Consider the following 21,554-nt stretch of genomic DNA (forward strand, 5'->3'; position numbering starts at 1 on the left):
CTGCTACGACTTGGAGCCGAGCGTCTTGATGGCGTCGTCGGTCGAGGCATCTGTCTGGCGCATCAGCGCCGCCGTGTTCTCGAAGGCGCGCTGGACCATGATCAGGCGCGTCATCTCCAGCACCGGATTGACGTTGGATTCCTCGACATAGCCCTGCGCGACGCCGAGATCGGAACGGTCGGTGACCGGCTCCGGCGCACGCGCGGGCACGATGCCAGAATTGCCGTAGCGGACGAAATTCGGGCCGGGATCGAAATTGAACAGGCCGATGGCGCCGACGAGCTTGTCGCCCTGGCGCAGCGAGCCGTCGGCGCCCGCCTTGGGTGGGCCGTCGCGCGGGTCGAGCTGGATCGGCGCACCGCCGGCGTCGAGCACCGGATGGCCTTCGAGCGACATCAACTCGCCGTTCTCGTTCATCGAAAAACGTCCGTCGCGCGTCATCACGGTGCCGGCCGGGGTGTCGATGCCGAACCAGGCATCGCCCTGGACGGCGAAGTCGAACGGGTTGCCGGTCTGCGTCATCGCGCCATGCGCGCCGGACAAATAGGTCTTGCCGGAGGAGGCGAAGGACACCGATTTGGGGCCGCTGCCGGAGACGACATCCTCGAACTTCACGCCGGTGGCGCGAAAGCCGATGGTCGAGGCGTTGGCGACATTATCGGCGATGGTGTCGAGACGGCGCTCAAGCGCGATCTGCGAGGAAAGGGCGACGTAAAGGCTGTCCTGCATGGTGTTCTCAGAATCTCAGTTTCTGCATGGCCATCATCAGATCGGTCGAGATGCCGACGGTGGTCGGCTGCGCAAACAGCACACCGATCGATGTCTGGGCGGTCGAGGTCGGATGATTGATTTCCCAAAGGCTGGTGAAGCGGGTGAGGAATTTCTCGAGCTTGGCCGGGTCGGTGAAATCGGTGAGGTCGAGCTTTGCGTCGAAGGCCTGCGCCTGCTTGTCGATATCTGCGGCAGCGAAGGAATCGGGCAGGCCGATGGCGGTGCGTACCACGCTGGCCAGGGCCGTGTCGGCCAGCACGTCGTACCAGTTGGTGATGGTCGAGGCCTTGCGCTCGAAATAGAGCGCCAACCGCACGCCCTCATTGGTCTTGCCGGCGTCTTCTTCCAGGGTCTGGCGCATGTATTTGTCGACCACCGGCTGCTGCGACGGGCTGCGGGTCGTTGCCGCTTCGCCGTAGGCCTCGAAATTCAACGAGGTGGCGAGCCTGGCATAGGCCTTGTTGGAGAGCTTGTTGGCGACACTGGCGGGATCGCGGACACCGCCCTCAAGGACATCACGGACGAGATCCTTGTTGGTGGTCGCCGGATCGAGCCCGCTTGCGGACAGAGCATAGTTATAAAGGCGGCTGTCGGCCATCAGGTCGTCGACCGATTTCACCTTGGTGATGTTGGCGAGGTAGTAGCTGGTCTCGGCCTGGACGGCGTCCGCATTCGGCTTGATGAGGCCAAGACTGGACTCGGTCGTGTAGAGCTTCGGCGTGGTCTTCAGCACCGCGTCGCGCGTGATCGTCTGATCGCCATACTGGGCAAAATCAAAGGCGCTGACGAAGTTGGCGTAGCTCTTGTCGGTCAACAGGTTGGCGGGACTCAACGGATCGGTGACGCCGCCATTGACCATGGTGCGGATCTGCTTCGTCGTCTGGGTCGATGCATCAAGCCCATAGGCAGCCATGGCGAAGGTCAGCAGGCGCTTGTCCTTCAGCAGGTCTTCGATGGACTTCACCTTGGAGATGTTGGCTGCGTAGTAGTCGGCCTCGCCCTTGATGTATTGCGCGGTCGGCTTGACGAGCAACAGTCCGGTTCCGCCGATCACAGCCTTCGGCACCGCCTGCTGGACGGCGTCGCGCGCCGTAGCCTGGTCGCCATATTGGGCAAAGTCGAAAGCCGCGACGAAAGCCGCATAGCCCTTGTTTGTCGACGTGTTTGCGGGGCTGTTCGGGTCGGTGACGCCGCCTTCCAGCATGGCCCGCACGGTCGCAGCCGGCTCGGCGTCGGCGTCCAGGCCGAACGCGGCCATCGCATAGGTGAGCAGGCGATCGTTGCCCATCAGGTCGTCGATCGATTTTACGTTGGAAATGTTGCTCAGGTAGTACGAGGTTTCGCCCTTGTAGTAGGTGAAGCCGTTCTGCGAAGGGCCGACCGAGACCTGGAGACCATAATTGTTGGTCACGCCCTGCTGTGCCGAATTGTAGCTCGTGGCATTAGCGCCAAGTGCGGCGAAATTGAAGGCCGACACGAACTCGGCATAACGCTTGTCGCTCAGTTTGTTGGCGAAGCTGTCGGAATCCGACACCCCTTCCTTCAGGGCTTTGACCATGAAGGCCTTGGCGTAAGCCATGTCGCCGAGACCGAAGGCTTTCATGGCATATTTGAACAGCCGGTCGTTCTTGACGAAATCGTCGATCGATTTCACGCTGCCGATGTTCGCGAGATAGTAGTCGGTGTCGCGCTTGGTGATCGGCTCCGCCTCGATGCGGTCGATCGCCTTGGGGATGTCCCTGGCGATGAGCTGGTAGCTGGTAAAAGTGCTCAACACGACATGCCTCCGGTCGCAGCTTCAAAAGCAAGACTATGCGGACTTGCTTGCGCGAGGCTGAATCGCCTCACCTTGCATGATTCAAGCCTCACACAAGGCACGGGGGCTATCGGTTAGGCCTGACGTGATGCGGAAGGATCTGGCGTGGGCATTCTGATCGGACTTGTGGTGACGCTCGGCTGTGTTCTCGGCGGCTTCATGGCGATGGGCGGCCATCTGCATGTGCTGATGCAGCCTTGGGAAGCGGTGGTCATCTGTGGCGCCGCACTTGGAACCTTTCTCGTCGCCAACCCGATGAAGACGGTCAAGGACACCGGCAGGGGTATCCTCGAAGCGTTCAAGCAGGCGGTGCCGAAAGAGCGCGACTATCTGGAGACGCTGGGCGTGCTGCACAGCCTGATGCGCGAACTGCGCTCGAAGTCGCGCAGCGAGGTCGAGGCGCATATCGACAATCCGGAGGAGTCGGCAATCTTCCAGGCGTTCCCGACCGTGCTCAAGAACCACGACCTGACGAATTTCATCTGCGACTACTGCCGCATCATCATCATCGGCAATGCCCGCTCGCATGAGATCGAGGCGCTGATGGACGAGGAAATCCAGACCATCAAGTCCGACAAGATGAAGGCTTACCATGCGCTGGTGGCGGTGGGCGATGGTCTGCCGGCGCTCGGCATCGTCGCCGCCGTGCTCGGCGTGGTCAAGGCGATGGGCGCGCTCGACCAGTCGCCCGAAATCCTCGGCGGCCTGATCGGCGCTGCCCTTGTCGGAACCTTCCTCGGCATCTTCCTGTCCTATGCGGTGGTCGGGCCGGTCGCCACCAAGATCAAGACGGTGCGCGAGAAGAAGAACCGCCTCTATATCATCGTCAAGCAGACGCTGCTTGCCTACATGAACGGCGCCCTGCCGCAGGTGGCGATCGAGTTCGGTCGCAAGACCATCTCGTCCTATGAGCGGCCGACGATCGATGCCGTCGAGCAAAGCACGATGAACACAGCTTCCGCCGAGAAGAAAGCGGCTTGAGCCATGCATGACGACAGACAGGACCGCACGCCGTCATGACAAGTCCTGGCAGCCCCTCGCAAGCCCGCTCGCTGATCATTGAGCGTCTGGTCGGTGACAGCGGTGAGGCCGCTCATGTCATCGGCACCGGGCGCTCGATGGGCGAGCGCGCCCTGCCGCTGCTGCAGAAGAGCCTGGCCGGCGAACTCGGCGCACCGGTCACCGTCGACCTGCGCGCGGTCGAGATCAGCCGTGTTCCCGATGCCCGCACGAATGCCGGCGATGCCTTTGCCATGGCCATCATAGCATCGCCGACGTCTTCGGATGCGATGACGCTGGTGGCTGATGCGCCGGCCATCGCCGTGATGGTGTGCGCGCTGTTCGGCGGCGATCCGGATCAGCCGGTTTCGCCGATCGAGCGCGCTCTGTCGCAGATCGAGACCGATGTCGCGACCACGGTCTTCCAGGAAGTTGCGCAGGCGTTGAACGGATCGGGCCGGCGCTCGCTCGAGCTGCGGCTGCCGGTGCCGCGGGCGCTTTCGGGCAGCGAAGCCAAGCGTCGCGTGCTGCGCGATGGCGCGGCGGTGCGCATCGTCTTCGGCATCTCGACGCCGACCGACAGCGGAACGGTCACGGTGATGATCCCGCAGCGCATTCTGCTTGCCACACGCGGTATCGCCGATGTCCACGACAGCGAAGGCACGACCTCCGACTGGCGGGCACGTTTTTCCGAAGAAGTGATGCGCTCGACGGTGACGCTCGAAGCGACCATGCCGCTGGCCCGCCTGACGCTCGGCGATCTCGCCGGTTTCGAGCCAGGCCAGGTCATCGAGTTCGAGGAAACCGCGCAGTCGCAGGCCAAGCTGAGCGCGCGCGACAAGACGCTGTTTGTCTGCGAGTTCGGTAAACTCGGGCAGAACTACACCGTCCGGATCAGGCATCCTTACGATGCCGGTCAGGATTTTATCGATGGGCTCATGCCGGGCTGACGCCGGGCAAGCCCAAGCATTTGGAGACGACTGATGGCCAAGACCAAGGTGGAAGCCAATATCGACCAGCCGGACGAACAGCTCGACCGCGCCATCGAGGAATTGCGCGGCGTCCTCCAGGAGGAGGAAAAGCGCCCCGACGCCGCCTTGCGGGCTGCCACGTCCGGCGCCAATTCCAACATCATCATGAGCATCCCGGTCGATGTGCAGATCATCCTCGGCAGTACGGAAATGCCGGTGTCGGACCTGATGGCGCTGCAGAAGGGCTCGACGGTGGCGCTCAACCGGCGCATCGGCGAACCGGTCGATGTCGTGGTCAACGGCCGCAAGATCGCGCGCGGCGAGATCACCGTGCTGGAAAGCGATCCGTCGCGCTTTGGCATCAGGCTGACCGAAATTATCGCGGCGACCAAGGGCGCTTGAGCAATGAATGACATGCGGTCTCAGCAGGAGCGGATGCCATGACGACGCCGGTGACGCTCACGCGCCCGCAAAAGGCCGCCGCCATCCTGGTGGCGATGGGCAAACCTTCGGCCAGCCGGCTGCTGAAATTCTTCAAGCAAGAAGAACTGAAGGCACTGATCGAAGGGGCGCGGCTGCTGCGCACCATTCCGCAAAGCGACCTCGAACGCATCGTTGCCGAATTCGAGGCCGAGTTCACCGAAGGTGCGGGCCTGCTCGATTCCGCCGACCGGATGGACACGATCCTCAATGAATCGCTGTCGCCCGAAGAGATGAGCGCCATCATGGGCGACAAGCGCTTCGAGGTTGCGCCGGAAGGGCCACCGCCGATCTGGCCGGAGCTGGAAAAGCTCGAACCGACGCGTCTGGGCACATTCCTTGCCGCCGAGCATCCCCAGACCGCGGCCATGGTGCTGTCGAAGCTTGCGCCGCAAGCCGCCGCCAACATTTTGCTGACCATGGAAAAGCCGATGCGCAGCGAGATCATCAAGCGCATGGTGACGATGGCGACCATTCCGGACGCGGCCACCAGGATCATCGAGAACCAGCTGCGCGCCAGCGTGCTGGCGCAGACCGCGACCAAGGATATCTCGGCGGGACAGGCGCGCGTCGCCAGTATGCTCAACGAGATGGACAAGCCTCAGTTGGAAGAGGTCATGCAGGATCTGGAAGAGGCCGGCACGCCGGACCTCGGCGGTGTTCGCTCCAGGTTGTTTGCCTTCGACGATCTGCCGCTTTTGACGCAGAAGGCGAGGGTACTCCTTTTCGACGGGCTGTCGACCGAACTGATCACGCTGGCGCTGCGCGGTGCGGCGCCCGCATTGACGGAATCGGTGCTGTCGGCGATCGGCGCACGGTCGCGGCGCATGATCGAGTCCGAGCTCGGCCAGGGCTCGGAAGGCATTCAGCTTGCCGACATCATGACGGCGCGCAAGAACATCGCGGTGGCGACAATCCGGCTTTCGCGCGAGGGGGCTTTCGAACTGCCCTCATCGCAGCAGAGCGAAGCGGCTTAACGCCGAGCGCTGAATGGCTGAAGCGGCGGACAAAGACTCCAAAACCGAAGACGCGACCGAAAAGAAGATCCGCGACACCGTCGAACAGGGCAAGCTGCCCCATTCGCGAGAGGCCGCACTTCTGGCGTCCTTCATCGCCATACTGGTGTTCACCGTCTTCTACGCCAAGGACGCGGTCGTTGATCTCGGCATGTTCCTGTCGATGTTCCTGGAAAAGCCCGAGGCGTGGCCGATGGACACCGAGACCGACGTCATCGCGCTCTACAAGACCGTGATGATGGAAATAGGCAACGCCGTCGTCAGCCTGCTGGTGCTGCTGGTGGTGGCCGGCATCGGCGCCTCGGTGCTGCAGAACATGCCGCAAGTCGTCGGCGAGCGGATCCGGCCGCAACTGTCGCGCATCTCGATAGCCAAAGGCTGGACCAGGATGTTCGGCATTCAGGGCTGGGTCGAGTTCCTGAAATCGCTGGGCAAGCTCGGCTTCGCCAGCATCGTGCTCTACTTCACGCTATCGCAGGACTACCGCCAGCTCCTGGCCGGCATGATCACCAACCCCGTCGCTTTCGGCCTCGTCATCAAAAGCATCACCGTCGACATATTGGTGGCGATCGTCTTCGTCATGGGGCTGATCGCGGCGGTCGACGTCGTCTGGTCGCGCTTCCACTGGAAGCAGGATCTGCGGATGACCAAGCAGGAGGTCAAGGACGAGTTCAAGCAGTCCGAGGGCGACCCGATCATCAAGTCGCGGCTGCGCTCGCTGGCGCGCGACCGGGCGCGCAAGCGGATGATGACGGCGGTGCCGCGCGCGACGCTGATCATCGCCAATCCGACGCACTTTTCCATCGCGCTCAGATATGTCCGCGACGAGGATTCAGCACCCATGGTGCTGGCCAAGGGCCAGGACCTTGTGGCGCTCAAGATTCGCGAGATTGCCAAGGAGCACAACATCCCGATCTTCGAGGACGTGGCGCTCGCCCGCTCCATGTACAAGCAAGTTTCGGTTGATAGCGTGATCCCGTCGCAATTCTACCAGGCCGTCGCCGAACTGGTGCGGATCGTCTACTCCAAAAAGGCTGAGCGGAGACAAATTTCATGAACCGCCAACCGCACGCAAAATCCCGCGAACTCATCGTCGCCAAGGCCATCGAGCAGGTGGTCGACGAGTTGCGGCTGATCGACGTCGCCGACTACATCGCCTTCATCCGGCTCGAGCATTTCGCTTGCCTGTCGGATCTGGTGGATTCGGCTGTGGAGCTTTTTTTCCTCCCAGGCACGCTCAGGCTCGGCCATGGCGGAGAGGCACATGTCGACTGGAGCGGCAGCCCGCGCATCGTGCTCGATCTCGAGCTTCGGCCGCCGGGCGTCACCGTCTATTTCCAGCTGACGCTGAGCGAGGAGAGGTCTTCGGTCGCGGTCAACTATGTGTCGTTCGAAAAGCCCGGGGAAGACCCCGAGCACAACACCGCTTTGCTGGAGACGGTGATCGAAGAGGCGCGAATCCGCAGGACCGAGCCGCTCGCCTATCGCTGATCTTTTGTCTTACTCCAACTGCCAGACGCGATCACTCGATCAGCCCCAGCCGCAGCGCCTTGGCCACCGCCTGGTTGCGGTTGACCGCGTTGAGCTTCTGCGTCGACTGGGTGAGATACTGGTTGGCGGTGTGGACCGACAGCTTCAACAGCCTGGCGATCTCTTCGCTGGTGTTGCCGTTGGCGGTCAGCTTCAGGCACTCCAGTTCACGCTTGGAGATCGACCGCATCCGGCCGGCATCGTTCGGACGAATGCGGGCGACGGCGGCGAACAGCGAAAAACAGCGGGCGTGGATTTCGTAGAGCGTGTCCTCCGGCAAAGCGATCGTCGAGCCGAGGAACACCACCAGCCCGCAATGGCCGCGATCGGCATGGACGGGAAAGCCAATGCCGTTGGTGCCCGGCGCCAGCGGCTCCGTCCGCTCCGCCCAGGCGAGGTTCTTGAAGACGGCGTCCGAGCCGGCGATGCCGTCATCGGCCCACCAGCGCGGCGCTGTCGAGGCGCCGCTGTGGCGAACCATCTCCTCACCGTTGGCGCCGGCAATGAATTTGGTTGTCACCGCGGTGGCGGGATAGTCGGAATCGAAGCTCGGCACCAGGCGCGCCCGTTCCGGCGAGGGGCTGACGAAGTAGAGGCCAAACGCCGACGCGTTGATGTCGACGGCGATCCAGCGGCAGCGGCGCACCGCGTCCGGGATGGTAACGGCATGGTGCGTCTCGGAACCGATGGAGAAGGCGCCGAACGGATTGCGCTGCTCGTTGAAAAGGGCTTCGGCCGCCGCCTTGATGTCAGCATGTTTCAAATGATGCCGCTCCTGATCGCCGTGGCGATGGCCATCGCGCGGTTCGACGCCGCGAATTTCTGGATGGCGTGGGTGATGTAGCTGTTGACGGTGTTGGACGAGACCCCGAGGATCACTGCGACCTCATCGGTGGTTTTGCCTTCAGACACCCAGAACAGGCATTCGCGCTCGCGGTCGGACAGCGGGTCCTGCATGGCGACGGCGGCGATCAATTGCGGGATGGCGGACAGCGCGTAACAGCACTTCAACTGAGCCTTCATCAGCGCCGGCTGGTCGATACTGCCGGCCTCGGCCGCCGAGAAAAGCGCAAACAGCCGCTGGCGGCCGACATTGAGCCGCAGTGAATAGACTTCGGCATGTCCAAGCACGTCGAGCAGGCGCGCCTCTTCGCCTGTGAGCAGTCCGCCGGCGTCGGGTGCCGCGGCGGCGACCAGGGGCCTCGGGCGGATGCCAGGTGCAACGGTCAGCGGTCCCTGGGCAAGGCCGGCGATCAGCCGCTTGCCGATCAGTTCAATGGCGTCGAAGATCCAGTTGGATGAGACGATGCGGGCGTCGTTGCGGTCCTGGTCGTGGACGATGGCGACGAGCATGTAGCTGTCGGCGCCGATCTCGGCGGCAAGCTGCATGAAAAAGGAGGTGAGATCGCCGCGCGATTCGAGGCGCGAGCCTAACGTATCGGATTGGAGAAGCGCGGCGGAACTGCTCATTGGATGCTTTGGTTGTATGTCATGGCCGGAGTCTTTTCTTGAGCCCGGACGCTGGGGTTAGCAGCGGCCGAACTTGAAGACGCATCACGTTTACGAAGCACTCACACGGCGCGGCGGTCGCGCTGATCGCCGAATCCATTCAGGGAACGCGAAGCCGTCCGCGTCTGGTGCCGGTCATTGGCCGGAACTTGAGACTTTGGGTGGTCGCCGCGCCCCCCAAGGACCGGCTGATTCGGGTCTAATCTACCCGCAGATGAATCCGACATCAAACGCGATTTGACAAAATCAATATTATTGGACTCAAGCGACTCAGGGGCTGCTTTCGCGGCCTTTTCCGCCGCAAAAGGCCTGAAACGCCGACACGAAAAAGCCAGAGGGTGTTGCGATACTGCCGTATCGAGGGCCGATCGATTCCGATAGGGTCTCGGCAGCCGGCAGGGGTGGGCATCCCTTCGGTCATACGGCGGATTTGGCGGCGCTTGCTCGCGGCCATCAGCATCGGGGGTCATGATGAAGCAGGTTTTCCTGGCGTTCACGGTGGTGCTTGCGGCTCTTGCCGGCATGGCAGCGCCCGCCAAGGCTGAGCCGACCGTTACCTATGCGCTCGACAACGGGCTGCAGGTGGTGCTGGTGCCCGACCATCGCGTGCCGAAGGTGGTGATGAACCTGCGCTACCGCGTCGGGTCGATGAATGAACCCGCGGGACGCTCGGGCTTTGCGCATCTGTTCGAACATCTGATGTTTTCCGGCACGCCGGCCTGGCCGAACGTGTTCGGCGCGCACGCCGCGCTCGGCAACGAGATCAATGCCTGGACCACCGAAGACGGCACGGTTTATTACGTCGACGGGCTGTCGTCGTCACTGCCGATGATCTTGTCGCTGGAGGCCGACCGCATGGCCAATCTCGGCCGCTCGGTGACTCAGGCCAAGCTCGATCTGCAGCGCTCGGTGGTCAAGAACGAGATGCGCCAGAACGTGCTCGACAAGGCCGGCGCATCCGGCTGGGAAGCTTTCTGGTCCGGGCTGTTCCCGAAGCCGCATCCCTATAGCCGCATGGTCATCGGCTCGGTCGCCGATCTCGATGCGGCGACGCTCGACGATGTCAGGGGTTTCTTCAACAGCTACTATCTGCCCAACAATGCGGTGTTGGTGCTGGTCGGCGACTTGGAGATCGACGACACCAAGGCGCTGATTGCCGACACGTTCGGCCGCGTGGCGCGCGGCGCCGATGTGGCGCGGCCCGCCGTGCCGGAACCGACGCAGGCCCGGCTCAAGCTGGTGCTCGAGGATCGCGTGCCAAGCCCCATCGTTGTGGTCGGCTTCAGTGGCCCGGTGGCGCAGTCGCCCGACAATGGTGCGCTCAGCATTGCCGCCGAACTGCTCGGCAACGGCGAATATGGTTTTTTGCGCAACCGGCTGGTTTCGCAGTTGGGCATTGCCACCTATGCCAGCGCGAGCTGGACCGGCGGTCTGCTCGGTGGCCGCTTTACCTTCGAGGCGGGTGCCGCCGAAGATGTGGCGCCGGAAGCGCTGGAAAGCGCGATGAAAACGGCGTTTGCGGATTTCCTGAAGACCCCGCTCGATCCGGTCGATGTCGAGCGTGCGCGCACCGGCATCTTGCAGGCAGCGCGGCTCGGCAGCGAAGCATTGAAGGATCGCGCCGGCGTCGTCTCCTACAATGCCGACGTGCTCGGCGATGCGCAGAGCGCGCTGGTCGACGACCCGCGGGTGAAGGACGCCAGCGTGGCGGATCTCGAGGCAACGATGAAGCGGCTGTTGAAACCGGAAGACGCCAGCGTGCTGGTGCTGAAGCCCGGCCCGCGCGGCGGCTATCCCGATGCACTGATCGGCTCGTCCGGCACACCGCAGCCGTTCACCGCGCCGGAGCGAGCGGCGATCGACATTCCGAAGCATGCGGCCGGGCAAGCGCCTTCGGCAACACTGCCCGCCATGGAAACGGCGACGCTCTCGAATGGCATCAAACTCGTCCACTACACAATGCCGGAAGCGCCGATGGTCTATGTCGCGGCCAGTGCCGCCGGCGGCTGGAACAGCGTGCCGGAAGGCAAGGAGGGATTGCTGGAGCTTGCAGCAAGCATGGCGACACGCGGGGCCGCCGATCGCGGCTCGGCTGATTTCGCCAAGGCGGCCAGCGACATCGGCGCCGGCGTCAGCCACCAGGCCGGAACGCTGGCCACGATGATGACGCTTGGCGTGCCGCCGGAAAAGCTCGACCAGGGTATTGGGCTGCTCGCCGACGCGGTACTGAAGCCTCGTTTCGACAAGACCGAATGGACGGTGCTGATGGCGCAGACGGTCGACTGGCTAAACGGCCGCGAGGCGGATCTGCCCGGCGTTGCCGGCCGCATGGCAAAGGCGACGCTGATCCCGCAGGTGCCGGGCAAGGCAGCGGTGGACTGGTCGGCAAAGGCGCTGGCCTCGATCTCGCTCGACGAGGCGAGGGACGCATTCAAGGCGGAGTTCACGCCGAAGGCGGTGACCTTCTACAGCGTCGGCCCGATGCCGGTCGCGACCGTCGCCGCCAGCCTTGAAAAAGCATTTGGCGCGTGGACAAGCGACACCGCCGGCTATGCCGTCGAGCCGTCGCCGGCGGCGCATTTCAACGGGGGACAGAAAGTGCTGCTGGTGCCCGAACCCGGCGCCAGCCAGTCGGCGCTGTTCGTGGCGCGGCCGGCGCCCGGCACCGACGAGAGCGAGCGCGCTGAATCGACCGCGGTCTCCAACCTGCTTGGCGCCGATTTCTCCAGCCGGCTGAATTCGGTGATCCGCGAGGAGAAGGGCTACTCCTATGGCGTGTCGAGCTATCTGATGAGCCCGATGAAGGCCGGCTCGGGATTGGTCGTGGCAACCACCGTCGAGCGCGCCAACACCGGGCCGGCGATTACCGAAATCCTGAAAGGATTTGCCGGCCTGACAACCTTGCCGGTAGCGCAGGACGAGGTCGACCGCACGGTGACCGTCTATCGCCGGGCGCTGGCTGGATCGGCCGAGACGTCGGCTGGTCTGTTCTCCTCGCTGATTGGCGCGGTCGGCAGCGGATCGACGCTGGAGGACCAGCAAACCCGCATGGCGGCGCGCACAAAGCTGACGCTCGATGCGGTTCAGAAACAGGCGCTGGCCCTGGCGTCGCTCGATCCGTCGCTGATCGTGGTGGCGGGCGACCCCGATGTGGTGATGCCGCAGCTTGCCGCGATCGGCCTCAAGGACGTCGAGATCGTCAAGCGTGACGAGGCTGGCGAAGACACGGCGATGCGGGCGCTCGATCTTCTCGGGGGCAATCGCCAGGCGCCGCTGTCTGCCTCGCCGTGGCGGGTTGGCGATGGCGGCACGACACGCGCGGTGCACGCCTGCGCCGGCGACAGGGATTGCGGCGCGCAGATCCACGCCGACTGATCGATACGAGGCGGCCGCCGGCCGCGTTTAAATCTTGGGCAACTTTGTTTCGGGGAAACGATGAGCGATTCATTTCGGGAAGTAACGTCCGTCTCGTGGTTCGGGCGGATCAAGCGCGCGGTCGGCGGGGTCATCTTCGGCCTTATCCTGATCGTGCTGATGGTGATCGGGCTGTTCTGGAACGAAGGCCGCGCCGTGCAGACGGCGCGCTCGCTGGCCGAAGGTTCTGGAGCGGTGGTTTCGGTCGGCGCCGACAGCGTCGATACCGCCAATGACGGCAAGCTGGTTCATGTCAGCGGACTGGTGACGGCGGACAGCGGCCTGGCGGATCCGGATTTCGGCATCGCCACGCAAGGGCTGCGGCTGTCGCGCAGTGTCGAGATGTATCAGTGGAAGGAAGAGTCCAAGTCGGAGACGACCAAGAAGCTCGGCGGTGGCGAAGAGACGGTGACCACCTACAGCTATTCCAAGGTGTGGGACGACAGCCAGATCGACTCGTCGGACTTCAAGAAGCCGGACGGCCACCAGAATCCGCCGATGGAAATCCACGGCCGGACCTTCCAGATTCCTGAGGGCAAGCTTGTCGCCTTCGATCTCGATACGCCAGTGCTGGACCGTATCGAGGGTGACAAGGACTATTCGCTCTCAGCCGACCAGTCGGCGGCGATAAAGGCTGCCTATACCGGAACGAAACCGCTCAGCATCGTCGATGGCAAGATTTTTCTCGGCAATGACAACACGACGCCCGCTTTGGGCGACTATCGCATCGGCTACGAACTGGCGCCGCTGGGCGTGATCAGCATCATCGCGCGCCAGGCCGACAGCCGCTTCGAGCCCTACCAGACGCAAGCCGGCGATGCGCTGCTGATGGTCGACACCGGCAACGTCCCGGCCGAAAAGATGTTCGCCGACGCCGTCAGCGCCAACACGCTGATCACCTGGCTGCTGCGCGGCGCCGGCTTGCTGTTGCTGACCATAGGCTTTGCGCTGTTCCTCAGCCCGATCGGGGTGATCCTCGATGTCATACCCTTCCTCGGCAGCATGGCGCGGATGGGTACCGGCATTATCGCCTTCGTCCTGGCGATCCTGGTCGGCACGGTGACGATTGCGATTGCCTGGTTCTGGTACCGGCCGTTGCTGGCGGTGGCCATCCTGGCGACAGGCGTGATTGCGGCGGTGATTGTCTACCGCATCGGCCGGTTGCGAAGGCCAGCCGTTCCGGTGGTTGCACCCAACCCGGCTGCGGCCGCCTAGATGGTCGGGGCGGCCGGAGCCGCCCCATATCTCCTTGGCGCAATTCCGGCCGGAAAACCGCCTCACACTTATCCTGGAATTGCTTTCCTATTTGTCCTCGAAGCCGGTGAGCACGCCGACGGCGTTGATGCCGATCTCCTCGACGGCGTAGCCGCCTTCCATCACGAACAGCGTCGGCAGGCCGAGCTTGGCGATGCGATGGCCGATCTTCGGATAGTCCGGGCTTTTCAGCTTGAACTGGCTGATCGGGTCCTTCTCGAAGGTGTCGACGCCGAGCGACACGATGACGATATCGGGGGCGTAGGCGGCGAGCTTGGCGCAGGCATCCTCCAGCGAGGCGTTCCAGGCGTCCCAATTGGTGCCGAAGGGCATGGGATAATTGACGTTGAAACCTTCGCCGGCGCTGGCGCCGCGTTCATCGGCATGGCCGAGGAAGAACGGATACTCCACCATGGGATCGCCATGCAGGTTGAGAACCTGCACGTCGGCGCGTTCATAGAAGATCTCCTGCGTGCCATTGCCGTGGTGATAGTCGACGTCGAGGATCGAGACGCGTTTTGCGCCCTGATCGAGGAACCACTGCGCGGCGACCGCGGCATTGTTGATGTAGCAGTAGCCGCCCATGAACCCGGCACCGGCGTGATGGCCGGGCGGGCGGCAGAGCGCGAAGGCCGACCGCTCGCCACCCTTGACCAAGGCCGCCGCCGTCAGCGCCACGTCGTAGGACGATTTGATCGCGGTCCATGTGCCTTCGACGAAGGTGGCGCCGGCGTCGAAGGAATAGTAGCCGAGCAAGGCGTCGACGCGCTTGGGTGGCACGTCGCCGCGCAGGCCGCGCGTCGGCCAGGTGAAGGGCATCGCCGTGCCCTCGAAGCCGGCGGCCTTCCACGCCGGCCAGACGGTCGGCAGGAAGTCGATATAGTCGGCCTTGTGGATGCGCTTGGCGGCTGTGAGATCGTGCTCGACCGGTCCGATGATCGGCCCCAGCTTCTCGCTCTCGACCCGCGCCTTGATGAACTCGGCCCGCGACGGCTTTTCGAAACCCGGCACGATTGCCGACGTGACCAGTTCCATCTGGCCGGCATGGCCGGTATGAAGCGGCGAATAGACAGTCTTCATGAATTTCCTCTCGAAATAGCGAAATCAGTCAAGGTTGAGATAGGGGGTGACCAAAGCGAGCCACATTCTTTCCACATCGTCCTCGATGAGGTCGTATGTCTTGCGATCCCGCTTCAACCCCACAAGCCGGCAGGCGTGCCCGACATCCATCATCAGCACGCCGAGCCGGCTGGCGATCTTGTCTTCAAGGGCCGGGTTCACATGCTGCAGCCACGCGGCGTAAAGCGCGATGATCTGCTCGTCATATTCGTCCTGGATCGGCCTGAGGTCGGCATTGCCGGATATCGCCTCGATCACCGGCATCAGGGTGGCGTTTTCGAGATATATTCTGGAGGTATCGATGAAGAGCTTGCGCACCTCCTGCCGAAACTCGTCGCGGTTGGTGGGTGGGGTGACCTCGATGCGCCTGGCGATCACCTCGGGAAACGACGACAGCCAGCGCCGGGCGAGGTCGAGGAGAATGGCTTCCTTGTTGGGAAAGTACTGGTAGACCGAACCGACCGACAGGCCCGCGCGCCGGGCAATGGCGAGCGTCGTCGGCGTCTTGGTTCCCTGCTCCCGCGTCAGGATCAAAGCCGCGTCGAGTATCCGGTCGACCACCTTGCTCGACCGTTCCTGCCGCGGCTGCTTGCGCGGTTCGAGCGCCATCCTGGTTTCGCGGCTGAGACTGCGCTTCACGGATTGATGCCTTCGTTCCCTGCCGGTTTCAACACAGGTCCCGGTCTCAACATTGGCGTGGTGTGTTGTCCACAATACATTCGAAATTCGGCACGTTGACAAACGCGAATAATTAGTCGCATTCTTTTATCCACGCTGTTTTGAGAGATCACAAGGGGAATTTCGAAACAGCGCACTGGCATCAGTTTTCGTCCGATAACGCCGCTCCAGCGGAGTGGCAGCTTGTCGGACAAGAGGGTTGTCGGTCTCAGCCAGTCGTCAAAAGCGCGGAGTCGCGATGTCTGTCACGGGTGCGGGTCAAAATGCTGATCTGATCGTCATCAATGGTCGCGTGCGGACCATGGACGATGACAATCCCGCCGCCGATGCGATTGCCGTCAAGGACGGCGCCATCATCGCCATAGGCAACCACGCCGCCATCGAAAAACTCAAGGGAACGACCACAGAGGTGATCGACGCCAAGGGCGGTTCGGTCCTGCCCGGTTTCATCGAAGCCCACATGCATCTGTTCTCGGGAGGGGCCGAGCTCGCGCATCTTCAACTCGGCGGTATCCATGGCTTCGAGGCGCTTCAAAGCGCCATCCGCGACTACGCAACGACGCGGCCCGAGGCGAAAATGCTTGTGGGCCAGGGCGTCGACTACACCGTGCTCGGCGACGAGCGGGTGACACGCCATCATCTCGACGCCATCCTGCCCGACCGCCCCTTCTGCATGGCAGCGCCCGACCACCATACGATGTGGGCCAACACCAAGGCGTTGGAGATAGCCGGCATCCTGAAGGGACGCACGCTCGGTCCGGGCAACGAGATCGTGATGGGTGGCGACGGCCTGGCCGCGGGCGAATTGCGCGAGGGCGAGGCCTTCGGTCCGGTGCTCGACCTTGCCGGCGAAAGCCGGGTGCGGCTGGGGCTGTCGACCGGCGGTGAGCCCGACCCAATGCCGTCGGCCGCCGAGCGGGCCGCTGACCGTGACATCATGCGGCGCGGGCTTGCATGGTCCGCGCGCCACGGCATCACCTCGATCCAGAACATGGACGGCAATCTCTACCAGCTCGAACTGCTTTCCGAGATCGAGGCCGAGGAGGGATTGCCCTGCCGCGTCAAGATCCCGTTCCACTACAAGAATTTCATGACACTCGACATGCTCGAGAAGGCGTCCGTCATGGCCGAGCGCTACCACAGTGAGTGGCTGTCATCGGGCATGGTCAAGGTGTTCTATGACGGCGTGCTCGATTCCTGGACCGCTGTTATGGTCGAACCCTATGCGGATCGTCCCGACTGGGTCGGCGAGCCGCTGTTCACGCCGCAGCAATTTATCGATCTCGCCGTGGCTATCGACAAACGCGGGCTGCAGATCGCGGTGCACTCGATCGGTGACGGCGCGGTGCGCGCAGTGCTCGACGGTTACGAGGCAGCGCAGAAGCTCAATGGCAAGCGCGACAGCCGGCACAGGGTTGAGCACATCGAGGTCACCACAGCAGCCGACGTGCCGCGTTTTGCCGAACTCGGCGTCATCGCCTCGATGCAGCCGTCGCATCCGCCCGGCGCCATGGATTTTCCACTGGAGCCGACGGTGTCACGCATCGGACCGGCCCGCTGGCCGCTGAGCTATGCCTGGCGCACCCTGAAAAGCGCCGGCGCCCATGTCGTGTTCGCCTCGGACTGGCCGGTGGCGGCGATCGACCCGATCCTGAGCATTCAGGCGGCAGTGCAGCGCAAACCATGGGCAGAAGGCGATCCTGACCAGAGTTTCTCGCTGCAGGAAGCGATTGCCGCCTACACGGTCGAGGGCGCCTGTGCCGAATTCGCCGAGCATCGCAAAGGCGTTCTGAAACCCGGCTACATGGCGGATCTGGTGGTTTTGTCGGCCGATATCGAGAAGACGGCGCCCGCCGATCTGCACAAGCTGCGACCGGTGACGACGGTCTGCGGTGGCAAGGTCACCTACCAGGCCTGACAATGGCATGCGGCTTGCACAGCTTGCCGCTTGCAAGACGAAATGACCGACTGAACTGTGATTCAATGCCGGACTTGCCAACCTACCGGCCGTGTGGTCACATCGAACAGGGGAAAAACTCCGCCAGCAAGAGCGGGGTCAACAGTGAGGCGTATCGTGCCGGAAAAACCGGATCGGAATGCAATTGAAGTCGTAAACGTCAGTAAAATTTTCGGATCGGGTGAGGGGCAGGTCGCTGCCCTCGATACGGTCTCGGTATCCATCCGCGAGAATGAGTTCTTCACCCTGCTGGGACCATCCGGCTGCGGCAAGACCACGTTGCTGCGGCTGATTGCCGGCTTCGACTTTCCAACCGCCGGCGAAATCCTCCTCTACGGTCAGGACATCGCGCCGTTGCCGCCCTTCAAGCGGCCGGTCAACACCGTCTTCCAATCCTACGCGCTGTTCCCGCATATGACGGTCGCCGACAATATCGGCTTTGGCCTGGAAATGCTGGGCAAGCCGAAGGCCGAGATCAAGGCGCGCGTCGCCGAGATGCTGAAACTGGTGAAGATGGAGGCGCTGGCGGGTCGCCGAACCAGCCAGATCTCCGGCGGCCAGCAGCAGCGCGTGGCGCTCGCCCGGGCGCTGGCGCCGCAGCCCAAGGTGCTCCTGCTCGACGAACCGCTCTCGGCGCTCGACTACAAGCTGCGCAAGGAAATGCAGATCGAATTGAAGCGGCTGCAGCACGAGACGGGCATTACCTTCATCTTCGTCACCCACGACCAGGAGGAAGCGCTGACCATGTCGGACCGCATCGCGGTGATGTCGTCGGGCAAAATCCTGCAGGTCGGCTCGCCGCGCGACATCTACGACCGGCCGGCCGAGCGTTTCGTCGCCGACTTCATCGGCGAGTCGAACTTCCTCAAGGCGGATGTGGTTAGCGCGACTGGTGGCCGGGCGACGGTGAAGCTGCCGTCTGGTGTGGAAATCCCAGCCTCGCTGCCGGAAGGCTTCAGCCCCAGCGGCAAGGTCACCATCGTCGTGCGTCCAGAGCATGCGCAGTTGGGCACGGCCAGCCCGATCGCTTCGCTGTCCGGCACCGTCGAAAACATCGTCTATCTCGGCACCGACACGCACTTCCATCTGCGCCTTGCCGGTGGCGAGCCGTTCATCGTGCGGCGTCAGAACAGCCGCGGCGCCGGTGACGGCTTCGTGCAGGGCGGCCAGATCGGCATCATGATCGGCAACGACGCCGCGCAAGTGCTGAAGGACTGATCATGGCGACCGCGGAACAAGTCGCCAAGGCAGCGGAGCGGCGCGATGTGCGCGACCGCTGGCTGCTGTCAGCGCCAGCCTTGCTGGTGATCTTCCTCGCCGCGACCGGCCCCTTGCTGATCGTGCTGATCTACTCGTTCCTGACGCCTGGCCCCTATGGCGATGTGAAGTGGCAGTTTTCGCCCGATGCCTGGCTGTCGGTGTTCATGGAACGCGACATTTTCGACGATACGCTTTCGCTTGCGGCAGCGCATGTCACCATCTTCTGGCGCTCGATCAAGCTGGCGGTGATAACGACGATCGCCACTTTGGCGTTGGGGTTTCCAACCGCCTATTTCATGGCGACGCGCAGCGAGAAAACCAGGGATCTCTGGCTGTTCCTGATCACCATTCCGTTCTGGACCAACCTTCTGATCCGCACCTTCGCCGTGCTGCAGATCATCCGCAACGAAGGCATCATCAACACCATCCTTATGAAGCTTGGTATCGTCTCAGCGCCGGTGCAGATTCTCTTCACCGACACGGCGATTCTGATCGGCATGGCCTATGTCTATCTGCCGCTGATGGTGCTGCCGATCTATGCCAGCATGGAGAAGCTTGATTTTCGCCTCGTCGAGGCGGGCTACGACCTCTACGCGACCCGTTTCAATGTATTGCGGAAGATCATTTTCCCGCTGGTCAAACCCGGCGTCATTGCCGGCTCCATCCTGGTCTTCATTCCAGCCCTTGGCGCCTATGTGACGCCGAGCGTGCTTGGCGGCGGCAAGAATATGATGCTGTCCAACCTGATCGAATTGCAGTTCGGCCAAGGCCGCAACTGGCCGCTCGGCTCGGCGCTGTCGATCACGGTGATGATCATCGTCATGGTGGCGCTGCTTGCCTATGTGCGCAATGCCGGCAAGTCGGGGGCGCGGCATGGCTAAGAACTTTTCCATCAAGCACCAGACCGGCTTCACGGTGATCGCTGCGACCTGTTTTATCGTGCTCTATCTGCCGATCATCGTGCTGGTCGCCTATGCCTTCAACGCGGCGAACTCGACGTCCGAATGGGGCGGCTTTTCGATGCGCTGGTTCCAGTCGGCTTGGCAGAACGTGCAAGTTATCGACGCGACGCTACGCTCGTTCCAGATCGGCGCCGTCGCTGCGGTGCTGTCGACAATCTTTGCCACCATGGCCGCGCTCGCCACCACGCGCACCGCGTCCTATCCGGGCCTCACCTTCAAATATGCGGCGATCAACCAGCCGCTGATGGTACCCGAGATCGTCACCGGCGTGGCGCTGCTGATCTTCTTCTCGCGCATCAAGATCTTCACCGGCTATTCCGGCATTGGCTATCTGATCGCCGCGCACACGGCGTTCTGCATCCCGTTCGCCTATCTGCCGATCCGGGCGCGGCTGGAAAACATGGACCTGACGCTGGAGCGCGCGGCCGCCGATCTGTACGCGACGCCTTGGAAGACCTTCCGCCGCATCACGCTGCCGCTTTTGTGGCCCGGCATACTGGCCGGACTGATGCTGGCCTTCGTCATCTCGCTCGATGACGTCGTCATCACCGAGTTTGTCAAATCGGGCGGCCAGGATACGCTGCCCACCTACATGCTCGGCCAGATCCGCCGCGGCATCACGCCTGAGATCAACGCGATATCGACCGCCTTCCTGCTGCTTTCGGTCGCGATCGTCACGTTGTTTTTCTTCGTCAGCAGGAAAAGAGACTGAACCGACAAATGGGAGCTAAAACCATGAACTGGAAAACAACGACAGCCGCCATCGGGTTGGCGCTGCTCGCAACGACGAGCCTGGCCCGCGCCGATGGCGAGCTGAACATTTACAATTGGGGCAACTATACCAGCCCCGATGTGATCAAAAAGTTCGAAGCCAAATACAACGTCAAGGTGACGATCACCGATTACGATTCCAACGATACGGCGCTCGCCAAGGTACGCCAGGGCGGCACCGGCTTCGACATCGCCGTTCCGTCGCAAACCTACGTGCCGATCTGGATCAAGGAGGGCCTCGTGCAGGAGACCGATCCGGGCAAGATGGAGAACTTCAAGAACGTGGCGCCGGAATGGGCCAATCCAGACTTCGACCCCGGCCGCAAATATTCCGTGCCGTGGGCGCTGGGCACCGTCGGCGTCGTCGTCAACACCGATGCCTACAAGGGACCAGCCGACAGCTGGGGCATCATCTTCAACACGCCGGACGAGCTGAAGGGCAAGACCAATGTCGTTCCCGAGATGAATGACGTTATCTTCGCGGCGATCAAATATGTCGGCGGCCAGCAGTGCACCGACGACAAGACGGTGCTGAAGAAGGTGCGCGACACGCTTGTCGCGGCCAAGCCGAACTGGATCGCCATGGAATACAACACCATCGAAAAGATGGGCGCCGGCGACTTCAAGGCGACCAGCGACTGGAACGGTTCGGCGCTGCGTCAGCGGCTGGCCAATCCGGCCATCCATTACAATTATCCGAAGGAAGGCTACGGCCTGTGGAGCGATAACGTCGTCGTTCTCAAGGAAGCCAAAAATGTCGAGAACGCCAAGCTGTTCCAGAACTTCATCATGGATCCGGAAAACGCGGCCGGCCTCTCGGCCTTCCATCGCTACGCAAACGCCATTACCGGCTCGGACAAGTACATGCCGGCCGATATGAAGGATGCCCCGGAAGTCGTCATTCCGGAGGCTGCGAAGGCACAAGGCGAATTCCAGAAGATGTGCGCGCCTGAGATCCAGGACATCTACACCAAGATCTGGACCGAACTGCAGAAATAACCGCAGTCTGACAGACCCGGCGGCATGCGCCGCCGGGTCTTTTCTTTT

The 21,554-nt window shown here is 62.7% G+C and carries 19 protein-coding genes; 13 read left to right on the forward strand and 6 right to left on the reverse strand.

Translation table 11 applies throughout. The annotated features are described in order from the left end of the window. Nucleotides 1-3 precede the first annotated feature (3 nt). Together flgF and NKJ75_RS02035 are read right to left on the reverse strand one after the other, a co-directional pair. Nucleotides 4-729 (reverse strand): flagellar basal-body rod protein FlgF, encoded by a 726-nt coding sequence (gene flgF, locus NKJ75_RS02030; RefSeq protein WP_023671749.1) that lies wholly within the window; start codon nt 727-729, stop codon nt 4-6. Nucleotides 730-736: 7 nt separating this feature from the next. Continuing rightward, nucleotides 737-2,548 carry a DUF1217 domain-containing protein gene (locus NKJ75_RS02035; RefSeq protein ID WP_023686338.1) on the reverse strand — a complete coding sequence of 604 codons (1,812 nt, stop codon included), beginning with the start codon at nt 2,546-2,548 and terminating at the stop codon, nt 737-739. A 144-nt stretch (nt 2,549-2,692) separates the two neighbouring features. Between NKJ75_RS02035 and motA the strand changes: the two genes are divergently transcribed. The 6 genes from motA to NKJ75_RS02065 are packed head-to-tail and all read left to right on the forward strand — an operon-like array spanning nt 2,693 to nt 7,544. Beyond that, nucleotides 2,693-3,568, forward strand: coding sequence for a flagellar motor stator protein MotA (motA, locus tag NKJ75_RS02040; protein WP_023671751.1), 876 nt, complete (start codon nt 2,693-2,695; stop codon nt 3,566-3,568). Between the two features lie 35 nt (nt 3,569-3,603). Next, the gene (locus NKJ75_RS02045) at nt 3,604-4,536 is read left to right on the forward strand and encodes a FliM/FliN family flagellar motor switch protein (protein WP_023683478.1); all 933 of its coding nucleotides are present in this window, start codon (nt 3,604-3,606) and stop codon (nt 4,534-4,536) included. A gap of 33 nt (nt 4,537-4,569) precedes the next feature. Then, a complete protein-coding gene (fliN, locus tag NKJ75_RS02050; protein WP_023683477.1) occupies nt 4,570-4,959 on the forward strand; it encodes a flagellar motor switch protein FliN in 390 nt (129 codons plus the stop codon). Between the two features lie 38 nt (nt 4,960-4,997). Then, a complete protein-coding gene (locus NKJ75_RS02055; protein ID WP_023683476.1) occupies nt 4,998-6,014 on the forward strand; it encodes a flagellar motor switch protein FliG in 1,017 nt (338 codons plus the stop codon). Nucleotides 6,015-6,027: 13 nt separating this feature from the next. After that, nucleotides 6,028-7,110: a flagellar biosynthesis protein FlhB gene (flhB, locus tag NKJ75_RS02060; RefSeq protein ID WP_023683475.1), complete on the forward strand. Its 1,083-nt coding sequence runs from the start codon at nt 6,028-6,030 to the stop codon at nt 7,108-7,110. Continuing rightward, nucleotides 7,107-7,544 carry a BspJ family T4SS effector nucleomodulin gene (locus tag NKJ75_RS02065; protein WP_023671756.1) on the forward strand — a complete coding sequence of 146 codons (438 nt, stop codon included), beginning with the start codon at nt 7,107-7,109 and terminating at the stop codon, nt 7,542-7,544. The genes flhB and NKJ75_RS02065 overlap by 4 nt, the downstream gene beginning before the upstream one ends. A 31-nt stretch (nt 7,545-7,575) precedes the next feature. Here the strand turns inward: NKJ75_RS02065 and NKJ75_RS02070 are convergent, their stop codons facing one another. Both NKJ75_RS02070 and NKJ75_RS02075 read right to left on the reverse strand, forming a co-directional pair. Further along, entirely contained in the window at nt 7,576-8,346 is a 771-nt protein-coding gene (locus NKJ75_RS02070) for a helix-turn-helix transcriptional regulator (RefSeq protein ID WP_023683474.1), read from the reverse strand. Continuing rightward, a complete protein-coding gene (locus NKJ75_RS02075; protein ID WP_023683473.1) occupies nt 8,343-9,053 on the reverse strand; it encodes a helix-turn-helix transcriptional regulator in 711 nt (236 codons plus the stop codon). The genes NKJ75_RS02070 and NKJ75_RS02075 overlap by 4 nt, the downstream gene beginning before the upstream one ends. 507 nt (nt 9,054-9,560) lie before the next feature. Between NKJ75_RS02075 and NKJ75_RS02080 the strand changes: the two genes are divergently transcribed. Together NKJ75_RS02080 and NKJ75_RS02085 are read left to right on the forward strand one after the other, a co-directional pair. Further along, nucleotides 9,561-12,467 carry a M16 family metallopeptidase gene (locus NKJ75_RS02080; RefSeq protein ID WP_023833556.1) on the forward strand — a complete coding sequence of 969 codons (2,907 nt, stop codon included), beginning with the start codon at nt 9,561-9,563 and terminating at the stop codon, nt 12,465-12,467. Nucleotides 12,468-12,527: 60 nt separating this feature from the next. Further along, on the forward strand, nt 12,528-13,721 hold the full coding sequence (locus NKJ75_RS02085) for a TMEM43 family protein (protein WP_023744235.1): 1,194 nt from the start codon (nt 12,528-12,530) through the stop codon (nt 13,719-13,721). Between the two features lie 87 nt (nt 13,722-13,808). Here NKJ75_RS02085 and NKJ75_RS02090 read toward each other — a convergent pair whose 3' ends face one another. Together NKJ75_RS02090 and NKJ75_RS02095 are read right to left on the reverse strand one after the other, a co-directional pair. Then, complete coding sequence (locus NKJ75_RS02090; protein ID WP_023725145.1) at nt 13,809-14,840, reverse strand: histone deacetylase family protein; 1,032 nt, start codon at nt 14,838-14,840, stop codon at nt 13,809-13,811. Nucleotides 14,841-14,864: 24 nt separating this feature from the next. Further along, nucleotides 14,865-15,518 carry a TetR/AcrR family transcriptional regulator gene (locus NKJ75_RS02095; RefSeq protein ID WP_023686329.1) on the reverse strand — a complete coding sequence of 218 codons (654 nt, stop codon included), beginning with the start codon at nt 15,516-15,518 and terminating at the stop codon, nt 14,865-14,867. Between the two features lie 277 nt (nt 15,519-15,795). On the opposite strand from NKJ75_RS02095, the gene NKJ75_RS02100 reads away from it, so the two are divergent. The 5 genes from NKJ75_RS02100 to NKJ75_RS02120 all read left to right on the forward strand — a co-directional run bounded on the left by NKJ75_RS02100 (nt 15,796) and on the right by NKJ75_RS02120 (nt 21,506). After that, a complete protein-coding gene (locus NKJ75_RS02100; protein ID WP_352499088.1) occupies nt 15,796-17,475 on the forward strand; it encodes an amidohydrolase in 1,680 nt (559 codons plus the stop codon). Nucleotides 17,476-17,631: 156 nt separating this feature from the next. After that, nucleotides 17,632-18,732 carry an ABC transporter ATP-binding protein gene (locus NKJ75_RS02105; protein WP_023683467.1) on the forward strand — a complete coding sequence of 367 codons (1,101 nt, stop codon included), beginning with the start codon at nt 17,632-17,634 and terminating at the stop codon, nt 18,730-18,732. 2 nt (nt 18,733-18,734) lie between these two features. After that, nucleotides 18,735-19,655 carry an ABC transporter permease gene (locus NKJ75_RS02110; RefSeq protein ID WP_023683466.1) on the forward strand — a complete coding sequence of 307 codons (921 nt, stop codon included), beginning with the start codon at nt 18,735-18,737 and terminating at the stop codon, nt 19,653-19,655. Beyond that, nucleotides 19,648-20,448 (forward strand): ABC transporter permease, encoded by an 801-nt coding sequence (locus NKJ75_RS02115; protein WP_023671766.1) that lies wholly within the window; start codon nt 19,648-19,650, stop codon nt 20,446-20,448. Before NKJ75_RS02110 ends, NKJ75_RS02115 begins: the two co-directional genes overlap by 8 nt. A 23-nt stretch (nt 20,449-20,471) precedes the next feature. Then, complete coding sequence (locus tag NKJ75_RS02120) at nt 20,472-21,506, forward strand: ABC transporter substrate-binding protein (RefSeq protein WP_023671767.1); 1,035 nt, start codon at nt 20,472-20,474, stop codon at nt 21,504-21,506. Nucleotides 21,507-21,554: the final 48 nt, after the last annotated feature.

Origin of the sequence: Mesorhizobium sp. M0058 (genome assembly GCF_040323095.1) — a bacterium.
In the GTDB taxonomy this organism is placed as follows: Bacteria; Pseudomonadota; Alphaproteobacteria; order Rhizobiales; family Rhizobiaceae; genus Mesorhizobium.

Bases quoted from the DNA above. Each gene is read 5' to 3' on its own strand.
- flgF (WP_023671749.1), bottom strand. From the start codon at position 729: ATGCAGGACAGCCTTTACGTCGCCCTTTCCTCGCAGATCGCGCTTGAG.
- NKJ75_RS02045 (WP_023683478.1), top strand. From the start codon at position 3,604: ATGACAAGTCCTGGCAGCCCCTCGCAAGCCCGCTCGCTGATCATTGAG.
- fliN (WP_023683477.1), top strand. From the start codon at position 4,570: ATGGCCAAGACCAAGGTGGAAGCCAATATCGACCAGCCGGACGAACAG.
- NKJ75_RS02055 (WP_023683476.1), top strand. From the start codon at position 4,998: ATGACGACGCCGGTGACGCTCACGCGCCCGCAAAAGGCCGCCGCCATC.
- flhB (WP_023683475.1), top strand. From the start codon at position 6,028: ATGGCTGAAGCGGCGGACAAAGACTCCAAAACCGAAGACGCGACCGAA.
- NKJ75_RS02065 (WP_023671756.1), top strand. From the start codon at position 7,107: ATGAACCGCCAACCGCACGCAAAATCCCGCGAACTCATCGTCGCCAAG.
- NKJ75_RS02075 (WP_023683473.1), bottom strand. From the start codon at position 9,053: ATGAGCAGTTCCGCCGCGCTTCTCCAATCCGATACGTTAGGCTCGCGC.
- NKJ75_RS02080 (WP_023833556.1), top strand. From the start codon at position 9,561: ATGATGAAGCAGGTTTTCCTGGCGTTCACGGTGGTGCTTGCGGCTCTT.
- NKJ75_RS02085 (WP_023744235.1), top strand. From the start codon at position 12,528: ATGAGCGATTCATTTCGGGAAGTAACGTCCGTCTCGTGGTTCGGGCGG.
- NKJ75_RS02090 (WP_023725145.1), bottom strand. From the start codon at position 14,840: ATGAAGACTGTCTATTCGCCGCTTCATACCGGCCATGCCGGCCAGATG.
- NKJ75_RS02100 (WP_352499088.1), top strand. From the start codon at position 15,796: ATGTCTGTCACGGGTGCGGGTCAAAATGCTGATCTGATCGTCATCAAT.
- NKJ75_RS02110 (WP_023683466.1), top strand. From the start codon at position 18,735: ATGGCGACCGCGGAACAAGTCGCCAAGGCAGCGGAGCGGCGCGATGTG.
- NKJ75_RS02115 (WP_023671766.1), top strand. From the start codon at position 19,648: ATGGCTAAGAACTTTTCCATCAAGCACCAGACCGGCTTCACGGTGATC.
- NKJ75_RS02120 (WP_023671767.1), top strand. From the start codon at position 20,472: ATGAACTGGAAAACAACGACAGCCGCCATCGGGTTGGCGCTGCTCGCA.